The sequence below is a fragment of the Streptomyces sp. CB02923 genome, from assembly GCF_001905005.1.
Lineage (GTDB): Bacteria > Actinomycetota > Actinomycetes > Streptomycetales > Streptomycetaceae > Streptomyces.
Map to the genome: position 1 here is coordinate 436,291 of NZ_LWKZ01000023.1, position 13,670 is coordinate 449,960.

The 13,670-nt window shown below is 70.8% G+C and carries 12 protein-coding genes; 3 read left to right on the top strand and 9 right to left on the bottom strand.

The genetic code is table 11. The annotated features are described in order from the left end of the window. Positions 1-261 precede the first annotated feature (261 nt). The 4 genes from A6A06_RS20475 to A6A06_RS20490 form a co-directional block, all read right to left on the bottom strand. Complete coding sequence (locus tag A6A06_RS20475) at positions 262-1,362, bottom strand: aminotransferase-like domain-containing protein (RefSeq protein WP_073762727.1); 1,101 nt, start codon at positions 1,360-1,362, stop codon at positions 262-264. Between the two features lie 26 nt (positions 1,363-1,388). Continuing rightward, the gene (locus A6A06_RS20480) at positions 1,389-2,525 is read right to left on the bottom strand and encodes an alpha-hydroxy acid oxidase (RefSeq protein ID WP_073762728.1); all 1,137 of its coding nucleotides are present in this window, start codon (positions 2,523-2,525) and stop codon (positions 1,389-1,391) included. Between the two features lie 169 nt (positions 2,526-2,694). Beyond that, positions 2,695-3,462 carry a TSUP family transporter gene (locus A6A06_RS20485; RefSeq protein ID WP_079194165.1) on the bottom strand — a complete coding sequence of 256 codons (768 nt, stop codon included), beginning with the start codon at positions 3,460-3,462 and terminating at the stop codon, positions 2,695-2,697. A gap of 131 nt (positions 3,463-3,593) precedes the next feature. Next, positions 3,594-4,583, bottom strand: coding sequence for a TauD/TfdA family dioxygenase (locus tag A6A06_RS20490; protein WP_073762730.1), 990 nt, complete (start codon positions 4,581-4,583; stop codon positions 3,594-3,596). A 949-nt stretch (positions 4,584-5,532) separates the two neighbouring features. On the opposite strand from A6A06_RS20490, the gene A6A06_RS20495 reads away from it, so the two are divergent. Then, the gene (locus tag A6A06_RS20495) at positions 5,533-6,486 is read left to right on the top strand and encodes a DUF5995 family protein (protein ID WP_199931016.1); all 954 of its coding nucleotides are present in this window, start codon (positions 5,533-5,535) and stop codon (positions 6,484-6,486) included. On the opposite strand, the gene A6A06_RS20500 is transcribed toward A6A06_RS20495, so the two are convergent. Both A6A06_RS20500 and A6A06_RS20505 read right to left on the bottom strand, forming a co-directional pair. Continuing rightward, positions 6,392-7,759, bottom strand: coding sequence for an MFS transporter (locus tag A6A06_RS20500; protein ID WP_199931017.1), 1,368 nt, complete (start codon positions 7,757-7,759; stop codon positions 6,392-6,394). The genes A6A06_RS20495 and A6A06_RS20500 overlap by 95 nt on opposite strands. Then, the gene (locus tag A6A06_RS20505; protein WP_199931018.1) at positions 7,756-8,553 is read right to left on the bottom strand and encodes a phytanoyl-CoA dioxygenase family protein; all 798 of its coding nucleotides are present in this window, start codon (positions 8,551-8,553) and stop codon (positions 7,756-7,758) included. Before A6A06_RS20505 ends, A6A06_RS20500 begins: the two co-directional genes overlap by 4 nt. Before the next feature lie 277 nt (positions 8,554-8,830). On the opposite strand from A6A06_RS20505, the gene A6A06_RS20510 reads away from it, so the two are divergent. Further along, positions 8,831-9,490, top strand: a complete 660-nt coding sequence (locus A6A06_RS20510; protein WP_073762734.1) for a 3'-5' exonuclease — start codon at positions 8,831-8,833, stop codon at positions 9,488-9,490. Here A6A06_RS20510 and A6A06_RS20515 read toward each other — a convergent pair. Genes A6A06_RS20515 through A6A06_RS20525 form a run of 3 tightly spaced genes read right to left on the bottom strand, consistent with a single transcriptional unit; the run spans position 9,445 to position 12,561 of the window. Beyond that, complete coding sequence (locus tag A6A06_RS20515) at positions 9,445-9,975, bottom strand: hypothetical protein (protein WP_073762735.1); 531 nt, start codon at positions 9,973-9,975, stop codon at positions 9,445-9,447. The two genes, A6A06_RS20510 and A6A06_RS20515, sit on opposite strands and share 46 nt — an antisense overlap. Continuing rightward, positions 9,956-11,266 (bottom strand): phenylacetate--CoA ligase family protein, encoded by a 1,311-nt coding sequence (locus A6A06_RS43530; RefSeq protein ID WP_073762736.1) that lies wholly within the window; start codon positions 11,264-11,266, stop codon positions 9,956-9,958. The genes A6A06_RS20515 and A6A06_RS43530 overlap by 20 nt, the downstream gene beginning before the upstream one ends. Further along, positions 11,263-12,561 (bottom strand): FAD-dependent oxidoreductase, encoded by a 1,299-nt coding sequence (locus A6A06_RS20525; protein WP_199931019.1) that lies wholly within the window; start codon positions 12,559-12,561, stop codon positions 11,263-11,265. Before A6A06_RS20525 ends, A6A06_RS43530 begins: the two co-directional genes overlap by 4 nt. A gap of 445 nt (positions 12,562-13,006) precedes the next feature. Between A6A06_RS20525 and A6A06_RS41855 the strand changes: the two genes are divergently transcribed. Beyond that, positions 13,007-13,669, top strand: a complete 663-nt coding sequence (locus tag A6A06_RS41855; protein WP_206780368.1) for an LppU/SCO3897 family protein — start codon at positions 13,007-13,009, stop codon at positions 13,667-13,669. Position 13,670: the final 1 nt, after the last annotated feature.

Sequence of the window (13,670 nt, forward strand, 5' to 3'; positions counted from 1 at the left end):
ATTTTCCCCGTGCTTTGCCGTGGTTGCCCGGGAGATGCCTGAATGACACGTTCTCGTGTTCGAAAAGGGGGCGAAAGGCGTAACGGGGCCGGGAGGCTCCCAGCCGAGCGGGAAATCACCGCGTGCCGTTCACATCAAGAGTGGCCCATACGGAGCCGCCTTTCCCTTCTTTTGCGCCCGTCGACTGCCGGACGGGCTCCGGGCGGGAGTCTTCCGCCCGAAGCCGTCCGAAGCCGTCCGAAGCCGTCCGGCATCCGTTCGTCAGCCCTTCGACGCCACCGCCGCCAGCCGCTCGACGCCGGCGGCGAACTCGTCCGGCTCGAAGGACTGGAACGGCAGCCGCAGGAAGACCCTGCCCTCCGGCGGCGCCGCATCGCCCGGATAGAAGCCCGAACCCCGGGTCAGCTTCAGGCTCCCGGCCGCCGCGGCCTTGAGGAAGGCGTTCTCGTCCGTGGCGACGGGCAGATGCACGCCCACGTAGTAGCCGCCGTGCGGGACGGCGATGAGCGCGTCCTCGCCCAGCAGTTCGCGTACGGCCTTGACCGCGCCGTCGTGCCGGGGGCCGAGCAGCTCGCGGGTCCGCGCCACGTTCTCCTGGGCCAGGCCCGCTTCCAGGGCTTTCGCCGCGACCGCCTGGAGCAGCGGGGCGGGCGAGAGATAGGTGCCCTCGGCGAGCGCGGCCAGCGCGCCGAGCGTGGCGGGCTCGCCGATGACGTAGCCCACGCGCAGCCCGGGGCTGAGGATCTTGCTCAGCGAACCCATCGTGAGCACCCGCCCGGCAGGCGCGAGCTCGGAGAAACCGGCGGGTGCCTGCCCGCCGTACCGCAGCTCCCGGTAGGGGATGTCTTCCAGGATGAGGAAGTCGTGGGTCTCGGCGAGCCGCACGAGGCGGCGGCGCTTGTCCTCGCTCATGGTGACGCCGCTCGGATTCTGGAAGTCCGGGATGACGTAGACGAGCGCGGGAACGCGGGTCGCCAGCCGGGCTTCGAGGGCGTCCAGGTCGAGGCCGTCGTGCCGGAGGGTGATGCCGGAGACCCGCCCGCCGTGCCGCTCGAAGATCTGCACCGCGCGGTCGTAGGTGGGGGCCTCCACGTACACGTCCTTGCGGTCGCCCGCCAGGAGGTGCGCGGCGATCAGGTCCAGCGCCTGGAGGGAGCCGTTGGTGACGAATATCCGGTCGGCGCCGACGGAGTGGAAGGCCGCGAGCTGCTCCCGCAGCGCCGCGTCCCCCGTGTGGTTGCCGATCGGCGCGTACTGGAACACCCGGTCCTCGCTGTCCCGCAGGACGGCGGAGGTGTGCTCCGCGAGCTGCCGCGAGGGAATCGCTTCCTGCGGGGGGATGCCGCGCGAGAAGTGGAACATGGTGGATCTCCGTTCTCGGAAAGTCGTCATACGGGTACGGCTGCCGATGCGGGGGCCGTGGCGGCCGCCCCGGTTCCTGCCGCGGTGCCGGCCCTGGCCACGAAGTGCGGCCCCAGCTCATTGACGTCGGCCGCGCCCAGCTGCCGGAGGGTGTCCTCGATCTCCCGGCGCAGGAGCCGCAGCACCGCCTCGACCCCCTCGCGCCCGGCGACCGACAGGCCCCACAGGTAGGGACGCCCCAGGCAGACCGCGTCGGCGCCGAGGGCCAGGGCCTTCACGACGTGGACGCCCGAGCGGACACCGCCGTCGACCAGTACGGCGCACCGGCCGTCGACCTCGGCCGCGACCTCGCTCAGGGCGACCACACTGGGCACCGCCCCGTCCAGCTGCCGTCCGCCGTGGTTGGAGACGACGACGCCGTCCGCGCCGCTGTCCAGGCACCGCCGTGCGTCGTCGGCCCGCAGCACGCCCTTCACCAGGAGGGGAAGCCGGGTCCTGGCACGGATCCACAGCAGGTCTTCCCAGCTCAGGGGCAGCCGGTCGATGCGGGCGCCGGCCGGTACCGCGCCCTCCAGGATGCCGAGCGCGCGCAGCGTCCCGAAGTCCACGTGTCCGGGAGTGGAGAACCCGGCGCGTTGGGCGTGCACCCGCAGCGCGGCGTGGCTGGCGTCCACGGTGACGACCAGGGCCGAGGCGCCGGCGGTCTCGGCCATGTCGATCGTCGCGGCGATGTCGTCGCGCGACCGGTAGGCGTACAGCTGGAACCAGGCGGCGCCGCCGGACGACTTGGCGATGTCCGGGAAGGGGACGTGGCTGTCCGTGCTGACGACGGGGACGACTCCGGCCGCTTCGGCGGCGCGGGAGGTGGCGATCTCCGCGTCCTCGTGCAGCAGCCGCTGCGGGCTCGTCGGCGCGAGCAGGACGGGCATCGCCATGCGGTGCCCGAGGACGGTCACTTCCGTGCGGGGCTCGGTCGCCGTGCTGGCGAGGACCCGCGGTCTGAGCCAGATGTCGTCGAACGCCGCGATGTTGGCACGTACCGTGCGATCGGTCCCGGCGCCGCCGGCGACGTACGCCCGGCAGCCCTGGTCGAGCACCGCGTCACTGGCGGCCTCGAAGTCCGGCAGGGTCAGTAGTTCATCGAGATTCCGTACGGGGTCCATGGTGGCCTCCGGTCTCTCGTAGCGTGGGTGTCGGATGTGTTCTCGCGTGGTTCCTGTCAAGTGCTGGGCGTGCTGGACGTGCTGGACGTACAGGGATGCAGGACGTGCTGGGGGGCTGGTGGTTGCTGTGTTGCCGTGCGAAGGGCCGGCACCGGGACCGGCCGCCGCGTCAGGCGAACTGGTCGAACGCCATCTTCGTCACCATGCCGGTCACCACGAGCACCAGCACGGTACGGACGAAGCCGGACCCCTTCTTCATGGCCATCCGTGAACCGATCATCGCGCCGGTCACATTGCCCACGGCCATACCGAGCCCCAGCGCCCACAGCACGTTCCCCTGGAACGCGAAGACCAGCAGGGCACCGAGGTTGGACGAGGCGTTGATGACCTTCGACATCGCCGCGCTCTCCAGGAACTGCGTCGCCAGGAGCGTGGTGAAGGAGATGATGAGGAAGGTGCCCACGCCGGGCCCGAACAGCCCGTCGTAGAAACCGACCACACAGCCGCCGAGGAGTACGGCGACGACGCGCCGCCGCCGCGTCACCTCACGGGCCGGCGGCTGGGTGCCGAAGTTCGGCCGCAGCGCCACGAACAGGGCGACCGAGATCAGCAGGATCATGATGACCGGGCGGAAGTACGCCGTGGGGAAGGTGGCCGCGGACAGGGCGCCGAGCGAGCCGGCCGGTACCGCGCAGGCGGCGGCCGGTACGAGGATCTTCCGGTCCAGGGTCGTGCGCCGCGCGTACATGACGGCGGCGGTCGCCGTGCCCGTGATCGCCGCGACCTTGTTGGTGCCCAGTGCGGTCGCCGGCGGCAGGTGCGGAAAGCTGAGCAGCAGGACGGGGATGAGCAGCACCGCGCCCCCGCCGACCACCGCGTCCACCCACCCGGCGGCCACCGCGGCGGTGAGCAGCCCTATGACGTCTATGAAATCCACGGTATTCCGGTCCTCTGTGCAAGGGGCGCGCAGTTCCTGGCGACTGCGCGGGCAGGGTGAATCCAGGGGTGGCCGACCGCGCGAGGGCGGTCACGCCCGGCGGGGTCCGCGATCACGCGGGAAGGCGCGTCTCAGAGCACGCCCTGGATGTCCTCCATCGTCGGGATGACGCGCTGACGGGGCATCATGTGCTGCGTCCAGCCGAGGATGGAGCGTACGGAGTAGAACCGGCGCAGCCAGCGGTCCCGGCCGTCGTACCGCGGGACGAACGCGCTGCGGCCGTGCGCCGCCACGTGGTTGTCGACCACGATGAGGTCCCCGGGCTCCAGTACGACGTTGTGGCAGACCGCTTCCAGGGCGTCGGCCAGTGCCTTCAGTGCCGCGGTCGCCTCGGCGCCGGAGGCGTGCGTGGTGTGGGAGTTGAAGCGCATGAACGGCCGGTCGTACGGGCCGAAGACGGCGGGGTGCGGGCCGGAGCGCGGCACCGGGCCGGTCCTGCCCCGGGTGAAGGACGCCGGGTAGGAGCTGTGGAACTGCGGGGTGCGCAGGACCGCCACCTGCTCGTCGGTCAGGTGCCGGACGGCTTCGCGTATCGAGGCGACGCGGGTGGCCGCGACGCCCTCGTGGTCCTGGCGCAGGCACAGCAGGCCCAGGTAGTCGGGGCGCAGCGGGTGGTGGACGTTCTCGGTGTGGAAGTCGAAGGCCACCGACCCGCTGTTCTCGATGCGCCGCTCCTCCCCGGGCACGGCGTGCACGTCGTGGATGAGCGCTCCGTCCTTCTCGTCCAGGTAGCCGATGAGTGAGCCGAGCAGGTCCGCCACGAGGGTGAGGGTGCCGTCGGTGGGGTGGCCCCGGAGAGCGCCGGAGTGGTGGACGGCCGGGGTGTCGGGAAGGTCGCCGACGGTGACTCCGCGCAGCAGGAAGAACCCCGATTCGGCACTGCCTTCGGCGAATTCGAGCAAGGCGGTGCGTACGGGTTTCGGCAGATCGAGAAGGAGACCGGAAAGCGCCAGGGCCGATGCCTCCGAGGCGTCGGCAGCGAGCCGGGAGAGCTGCCAGAGCTTGTGTGTTTCGGCCTCGGACAGGCGGTGGGTCTGCTTTTCGACGAGGGCGGGGGTCACCGTGTCTCCTTCTTCTGGATTGCTGCGTTCGCGTGGCGTCTTCAGGCCGTGAAAGGGCGCGAACCGGGGCGGCAGACTTCAGAAAGCGTGCGCACGTGCAAATGGTGAACGAGCGGTATGTCGCTCACTATGAGCCGAAAGGAGAAAATGGGCCGGAATGTGGCCGTAACCGTAGAGACAGCGTTTCCGGACTGTCAACGAAAGGTTCCGGACACCGTGGAGCGTTCCCGAGTCGGCGTCGGCCGACTGCACTTGCCCGCACATGACATGGTTGGTTCTTTACGTCAGCTTTGCTCTCTGTAGAAGTTGTAGAGGGCATGTGTGGGTCCTGTGACGGGTGTCGGAGCTGCGAAGAGAGTGTCCTGCGGGGCGCAACACGACTCCGTCTCACCTACTGGACACCGTCACCGCGGCCGAGTTATGGCCCCTGGATCACGCCACCGCGAGCGCACCACTTTTGGTCATTCCGCGAACAACCAGCCATGCAGGATGACCAAAACAGTGCTCTGGCTGCCTCTGCGGCCGGACGAGCCGGCCGAGTTCCGCGCCGTGGGCGGCGTGATGCTCGGCGGTGCGCCGCACTGCCGGCCCGGCCCGAGGCGGCCGGATGCGGCCGTGGCCGGCGCCACCGCCATCACCCGCACCGTCGCCCCGCCGGCCGGACGCCGGAGAACCGATCGTGAACGACATCTTCCGCGTGACCACCCGGCACACCGACGGCGACCTCGCCCTGGCCGCCCTCGCCGTACACGGCCGCGGAGGCGAAGCGGCCTCCTCGTGAGGCGAAGCAGCGCCCTCGTGAGCCGGACGGCCTCCTTGCGAATCGGGCGCGCCGTTTCGTGAGCCGGACGCGCCGCTTCGCCGGGCCGTCGCCGTGACCTTCGTCGCGTCAGATCGTTCAGTGGACGGGAGAAGTGCAGCAGGTGCGGTGAAGCGGAGGTGGGGGACCATGGCCCGAACGCGTGGCGCGTTCTGCAAGCTGTCCACCGCGGCAGTGGCAGGGACGGTACTTCTGGCCGGGGGACCGGCCCTCGCCGCCCCACCGCGAGACGATCCCCGACGCCTTTCCTGCGAGGGGCCGGTGGTCGGCTGCGTGCAGGAGGCGCGCCGCGCCCTGACCCGGGTGCGGGATGAGCTGCGCTGCGATCACCGTGCCCCTTTCCCCGTGATCTACGTCCGTCTTGAGCGCGCGCTGGAAGCGGCCGCCGCGAAACCGGATTCCTTCGACGAACCTGCCTGGCTGGCCGGGGATCTCAACACCGGATTCGTCAACCTGTATCTGGACGCCTATCACGCGGACCGGGAGGGGAAAGCCGTTCCGCAGGCGTGGAAGACGGCCTTCGAGGCCGCGCGTACGGGCGACGCGAACGCGGGACAGGACGTCCTGCTCGGCGCCAACGCCCATATCCAGCGGGACATGCCCTACGTCCTGGCCTCCCTCGGACTCACCCGGCCCGGAGGCGCGTCACGCAAAGCCGACTACCACCGCATGCAGGCGGTTCTGGACCGCGCGTACGCACCCGCGGTCCAGGAGATCGCCGACCGATACGACCCGGTGCTGGCCCTCGCCGACGCGCGGTGGAACCCCATCGCCGGTCACACCGCCGGCCAGCTCTTCCACATGTGGCGGGAACAGGCGTGGGCGCATGCCCGGCAGCTCGCCGCGGCCACCACCCCGGCCGCCCGCGATCGTGCCGTACGGCGAATCGAGACGAATGCGGCCCGGTGGGCGCAACTGCTGAACACCGTCCACCTGCCCGGATACCGGGCGGTACGCGACGGGTATTGCCGGACGCACCACCGCAGCGCTACGGACGGCCCCGGCATCTCCGCTGCGTCACCCGCCTTGCCGGAACAGCAGGTGCGTCACGTGGCCATCGGCCCCGGCTTTTCGGCGGCGTAATCGTCGTCGGCCACGCCTGCGGACATGGGGTCCGGGACGTGCGCAAATGCCGGACCAGCAGGCCGACACCGCACACCTGGATCAGGAGCTGGGTGGCCAGCGCGATACGGAAGTCCGCAAGGCCCGGCGCGGCGTTCGGGGCGTGTGTGCTGTCGAGAGTGACGCCGATGAGCACCATGGCCAGCAAAGCAGCCGTATAGCCACCACTGTTGGCGATGCCCGACGCCACGCCGACTCGGTGCGGCGCGCTACCGGACCGCGCGATGTCCAGGCCGAACACCGCCGCCGGATTCCCCAGACCGAGGACGGCCGCCAGCAGGAAAAGGACGGGGAGCGGCGCCTGCGTACCGGGCCACAGCAGTACGGCGCTCCAGGTCAGTGTGGTCGCGGCGGCGATGCCGAATACCAGGGGAATGCGCCACTGCGGGCGCCGTCCGGACAGCACGCCGAACAGGGGGCCGAGTGCCATGGTCACCATCAGCGGCACCGCCAATACGTAACTGGCGGTGGTCTCGGAAAGCCCTTGGCCCTGCGTCAGGAAAGGGAAGCCCCACAGCAGCACGAACACCTGGACCGGGAAGTGGACGGTGAACATCAGCCACAGACCCAGGCGGGTCGTGGGCTGCCGCCAGGCTCCGGCCAATTGCTTTCCGGGGCTGCTGCCTCCGGCCATGCCCCCCAGGGGCAGGAGACGAGTGCCGGGCGGCGTGTCACGGACGGCCTGCCACACGGCGACGGTCAGGCACGCGGTCACCAGCGCGACAGCGAAGAAGACGGGTTCCCACCCGAAGGCGCGGAGCGCGGCGGACAGCGGAGGAGCTGCCGCCAGACCGCCCGCGGTGCCCACCACGACGGTGACCTGGGCGAGCACGGCCGTACGGGCGACCGGGAACCACGCCGTGACCAGGCGCAGCACGCTGATCATCACCAACGCGTCACCGCAGCCCAGCAGCGCGCGGCCCAGCAGCACGGCGGCGAAGCTCTCGCCGCCGGCCACCATCGCCTGCCCGGCCGCCATGACCAGCAGGCTCACGGTCAGCATCCGCCGCGGGCCGTAGCGGTCGACGAACAGGCCGACCGGGACCTGGGTGGCGGCGAACACGCCGAGCTGCACCGCGCTGAACACGGACAGCGCCGTGGCGTCGACCCCGAGGCGGTCCGCGGCCATCGGCCCGGCGACACCGAGACTGCCCCGGTGGAAGAGGGCGACGACATAGGTGAGCGATCCGGCCGCCCACCCCACCCAGCCCCGAACGGGAAAAGACGGGCTCAACTCCCGTCCCAGGAAGGAACGCCCTGTGCGGTGAGAAGGGCCGCGTGGCCGTGGTCCATGGCCAGGCCGGACCCCTCGGAAAGGCCGACCTGACGTTTCTGCCTGGCCATGTTGGCCCGCGCGAAACGGGTGGTGCGCCGCCCGCTCCGGCCGAAGGTGACGAAAGCCGAAATCCGCTCGCGCAGCACTTCGAGCTCCGGTGAATCCGGATCGGGGACGACCGCTCCGGCGTGGGTGATCCGCACATCGAACGCCACGAGGTCACCCGCCTTCATCAGCACCTCGGTGGGCCGTACCGGCTGCAGGTGCGGACGAAGATGCGAACCGGGATCCACGCGCAGGCAGTTGACGCTGGTGGATTCCTGGAGGTAGATGCCCACCTTCACGACGTCGGGGCGCCCTTGGAAGAGCGCTTCCGGGCTTTCCTCGAAATATCCGCAGAGCGGGTCGTCCAGGGATTCGCTGCCGCTGTCCTTGTGCCATCCCGGGGTGAATCCCTGATGGGCGTCACTGTGGCCGGTGAAGGTGATGTCCCGCGCGCCCAGGGCGGCCCGTGCGGTTTCGATGACCTGTGGGTGCGCGTAGAGCCAGGAAAGTCCCGGCACCAAGTGGGCGGCCGCGGGCTGCACCTTGGCCCCGTCCATGGCCACGCCCCGGCCTTCCCGGAAATGCGCGGTGATCAGTGTCCGGGCGGTGTGGATCTCGTCCGTGCCGAGCCGGTTCTCGGCGATGGCCCAGCCTTCCGAGGCCACGCGGTCGGCTGTCTCCAAGGGGGAAACGCAAGTGGTGGTCACCAATGACTCCCGTGTCGAGATGGACGGGTGGTCGGGTTCCTCGCCGACGACGGTAGGAGACAGCCCTTGATGTACAAGGCAACGAAGATTGCACACCTCGTTAACAGGCGAAGGAGGTTCTGCAACGGCGCTGACCGGCCCTTTGCGGGCGGCCCGGCGGCTGTGGACTCCTGGCCGCCGCCGGGGCAGGATGCCGTTCGGACCTGCGGCAGGGGATGCCGACCGTTCCGGTCAAGTGCGCTGCCGGTGAAACGCTTTGGGCAAAGGGAGTTCTTTCGTGTCCACCTTCGTCGTATTCGACCTTGAATTCACCTCGTGGCCGGGAGCGCTGGAGCAGGATTGGTCGGAGCCCGGACAGCTCCGTGAAATCGTGCAGATCGGCGCCTTGCGGATGAGCGAGGACCATAACGTCGTCGAGGAGTACGAAGCGCTGATCCGGCCGGTGGCCAACCCGCGGCTGTCGGCGTACTTCACCGGCCTCACCGGCATCGACCAGGAGACGGTGGACCGCGAGGGGCGGGCACCCGCCGAAGCGCTCGGCGACTTCCTGCGGTTCTGCAAGGGACAGTCCGTGCTCTCCTACGGCAACGACATGGTCGTGCTCGGGGAGAACGTGGGGTGGGTGCGGGCGCGCGGGGAAGAGCTGAAGCACAGCTACCTCGACGCCCACTTCTCCAACATCCGCCCCTGGCTGAACGCCGTCGCGCCCGTGACGGCGCCGGTCAACGTCGGGCGTCTGTGGCAGGTGCTCGGCCTGCCCAAACCCGCGGCCGGATCAGAGCATTCGGCGCTCTTCGACTGCTATTCCTTCGCCGCGGCCCTCGCCCACCTGCGGGACGCCGGGGCCACGCTGCCCGCGGGGGTGCCTGTAACGCCCGCTGAACCCGGCGGTCATGCCACTCCCACCACCGCCGGGTTGAACCGCTCCGCCACGTAGACCGGATACCGGTCCGGGCTTCTGATCACGTACTCCTTGAAGGCACACCGGCCGAAGCACGGCGCTTCGGGCGTGTACGCGACACCGCACCGCAGCAACTCCCGGTGGAGCGCGCGGCGTTCCTCGCGCAACCGCACACCGAGGGGCGTCGGATCCGTCGGCGGCGGCAGCTGTCCCGTCGCGGCCACCGCGGAGACGACGCGGTTACGGCTGACCGGCCGGCCCGCCGGGTCGACCAGCTCGGACAGCCGCTCCAGGAGCCGGGGCAGGTGCTCGGCCGCGAGGGCCCGGCGGATCGCGGGCGGCACCACCGTGGTGTCCACCACCCGCTGCTCGACGACCCGCACCCGCAGCGGTACGTCGAGCAGCGCCTCCAGCATGACCGTCGTCGCGCCGTCCCCGGTCAGGAGGATGCGGGTGGAGGAGGGAAGCGTGGCCAGCCCGTACCCGGCGGCGGGGGACGCGTCAGTAGTAGAGGAGACCACGGGACCAGTCCTCGTCCGGGCCGAACAGGCTGCGGGGCTTCAGTACGTCGCCCGGCGCGGACAGCACCTCGCCGGGCATCAGGGTGCCGGGCGGCACAGGCGTCACCTCGCAGTCCACGTCCAAGTGGTCCCGTACGGCACGGGACAGCCCGGCGCAGGCGTCTGCCGCGTGCGCGTCCGCCACCTCCACCTCGGCGACGAGCCGCTGCGCCTCGGCCCGCGCCCGCCAGAACAGCACGCCGTACGCGGCGGGCAGGCGGAACACCAGCTCCTCCAGCTGGAGCTGGGAGACGCGTCGTCCGGCGACCGCGAACGCCTGCGTCGCGCGGCCCGCGAGCCGGATGACGGGCAGCCAGCTGCCGCAGGGACAGGGCTCGTGGCTCAGGTGGACGTGGTCCTCCAGGTTGTACCGGAGCAGCGGCATGGCCTCGCGGTACAGCGGGGTGATGACGAGGTCACCGGTGCCGTCCGGAGCGAACTCCCCGGTGGCGGGGTCCAGGACCTCGGGTATGACACGGTCGGCGTAGAAGTGGCGGCGGCCGAAGCGGCAGGCGGAGGCGAGAGGGCCGACCTCGGTGGCGCCGTAGTCCTCGATCACGGACGCGCCCCACAGCTCGCCCAGCCGCTCGCGGCGCGCGTCGCTCAGCGGCTCGCCGCACACCAGGAGCGCGCGCAGCCGCGGGAAGTCGGTGCGGGGATCGAGCCCCGCCGCGCGGGCCGCGGCGGCCCAGATGAGCGGCTCGGTGGGATTGGACCAGGTGAGGGTGACACCGAGGTCGTGCAGCAGCCGGACGACGCGTGCGTACGGGGTGGCGAAGCTGCGGCTGTCGGCGGGCACCACGGTCGCGCCCCTCATCCGGGCGCCGTGGTGGCCGATGTGCCCGGCCAGCACCATGGCGTACGGGATGCGCACCAGCAGGGTGTCGGCGGCACCGATACCGGCCGGCATCCGGTTGAAGCGCTCACCGATGTCCGCCCAGTCGTCCTCGGTGCAGAACGAGGACGTCGCCCGGCCCGAACTCCCGCTGGACTCGTGGTAGGTGGCGACCCGCTCCCTCGGCACCGCCAGCATCCCGAACGGGTAGGCGGCACGCAGGTCCTCCTTGGTGGTCACCGGCACGTCGGCGAGGCTGCCGGGCATCGTCCCGCCCTGCCGCAGGCGGAACCTGTCGCGGTAGAAAGGGGCGTTCGCGGCCTGGCGCAGGGCCGTGCCGATACGTTCCCGCTGGAGCGCGTGGAGCTCCGCGAAGCCGCTCCACCTGCGGGATGCGGCCGGTTGCGTCAAGGTCATGGTGCTGTCTGCCTCTCCTGTGGTCCTGAGTGGTGGCCGGCGGCCGTGGTGCCGCGGTCCTGGCGGTGGCGGGCGGGCCGCCCGCCGTCCAGCAGCGAGACCGGCATGAGCGAGCGGAGCGCGGCGATCCGGGAGCGCCGGAGTTCCTCGTCGGCCGCCTGGCGGCGGAGCGGAACGAGGGCCTCCGCGAGCCGCGCGGGGTCGCGGGAATCGAAGACGAGACGCTTCATCCCGGTCGCGATCGGTGAGAAGCGCGTGCGGAACGCTTCGCGGCTGAGGTGCGCGTAGCGGTCCAGCACGTCCTCGCCGCACTGCCCGCGGAGGACGGCGGCCAGCGCCTCGCCCAGCGGGAAGGCGTCGTGCAGTCCGGCCGTCAGGCCCATGCCGCCGGTCGGGTTGGTGACGTGGGCGGCGTCGCCCGCCAGCAGGACCCGGCCCGCGCGAAACCGTTCGGCGGTCCGCTGATGGGCGCGGTACGGGGCGAGCGCGACCACTTCGTAAGGCTGCGGCCCCGGGAGAATGCGCGCGAGACGGTCCGGCAGCCGTTGCGGCAGGGTTTCTTCCGGAAGGGACGCGTCCTCCGTCCAGGCCACCCGCCACAGGTTTCCGGAGTCGATACGCACGATGATCGCCCCGTCGTCCGGGTCGATGAGGAAATTCGCGTCGGCGTAACCGTGCGCCGCGAAGTCGTAGCGGATATCCGTGGCGACGAAGCGCTCCGGCCAGGTGAATCCCTCGAAACCCACACCGAGGTATTTCCGCACCGCGCTGCGGGCGCCGTCCGCGCCGACGGCCCAGCGGGCCTCGACCCGCCCGCGGCCCCGCCGCTGCGTACAGTCCCCGTGCGTATAGTCGACGCGGACCCGACCGCCGTCCTGACGCACGCCGTCGACCGCACAGCCGAAGCGCACCTCGGCGCCCGGCAGGCGGAGCAGCTGTTCGTAGAGGATGCGGCTGAGCGCGTCCTGCCGCAGGATCAGGTTGTGGGCGGGGGCGGCGGCCGTACGGACGTCCGGCATCGGATGGCGGATGCGCTCGCCCGTGCGGTGCACCACGAAATCACGTCCGCGCAGTGGCGTGCCGTCGCGCACGATGGCGTCGAGCACCTGGAGCCGCGCGAAACCTTCCAGCGTGTGGCACTGGTGGACCAGTGCACGGGCGGACTCGGCAAGGCCCGGAGCGCGTTCCAGGACCGTCACGGAGACGCCCGCGACCGCCAGTCCCAGGGCGGTGGTGAGGCCGACCGGCCCCGCTCCCACGACGCACACGTCCGGATGCCTCGGCCCGGATGACATGAGAATCCCTTCTTCCGTGCCGAGGCACGGGACCATCGGTGCGGACATGAATACGGCTGCCGCATACCCGGCGATACGCCGGCCCGGAAAACGCAGGGGAAGGCGGAATTCCACCCCTGGAGCGCACACGGCCCCGAAAGGACCGGAGTGCGGTCGGCCGGTCGACTTCAACTCCCCGTGACACGACGCGGCAGGAGTACCGGAAAGCACAAGAAACCTACGGTGCGTTCCGTGGGCATCCAAGGTTCCGTTTTGACGGTTGGACAGTGATGCGGAGGGAGAGAGCCGGCGGGTACCGGATTCTCCTGCCCCGGATTCTCCGGCTCCGGCCCTGAAGGGTCCACCGCTGTCCGGTGCGCGCCGCGCGTCTCGTAACCTGCTCTACCGGAAGTCGCACCTTCGCACCGGCACGCCGGTGGAGCAGCACGGTAACTGGGGGATCTGTATGTCCGCGTACTCACCACCGCCCAACGGCAACGCGCCGAACGGCAACGTGCCCAACGGCCCGGCGCCCGGCGGCCCCACTCCGTACGGTCAGCCCGCCCCCGGCCCCTACAACCCGCCCCCGGCAGCTCCGTACCCCTACGGCCAGCAGCCGGGGCAGGCTCAGCAGCCGGTGTACGGGCAACAACCGGTGCACGGGCAACAACCGGTGCACGGGCAGCAGCCGGTGTACGGGCAACAACCGGTCTACGGCCAGCAGCCGGTGCACGGCCAGCCCGGCTGGCAGGCGCCGGTGCCGCAGCCGGGCACACCGGTGTTCATACCGACCGGGCCCACCCGGCGCACGTGGCTGCGTCCGCTCATCGCCGTCGGCATCATCGCGGTCGTCGGAGGTGGGCTCTGGGGGCTGACCGCCCTGACCGACGACGGCAAGCCGTCGCCTCGGACCGCTAGCAAGGCCAGGGTCGGAGAGTGCCTGGAGAACCGCGGCACCCATGCCGACCCCGTGCTCTTCACCATCGGATGCGACGAGGCCAAGGCCGACTACAAGCTCCAGGTCGACCCCGGGCCGAACGGCAAGTGCCCGTCGGAACTCGACGAGTACACCGAGCGGCGCCGCGAGGTCGGCTACGTCAAACTCTGCCTGTCCCCGCTCCGCCACTGAG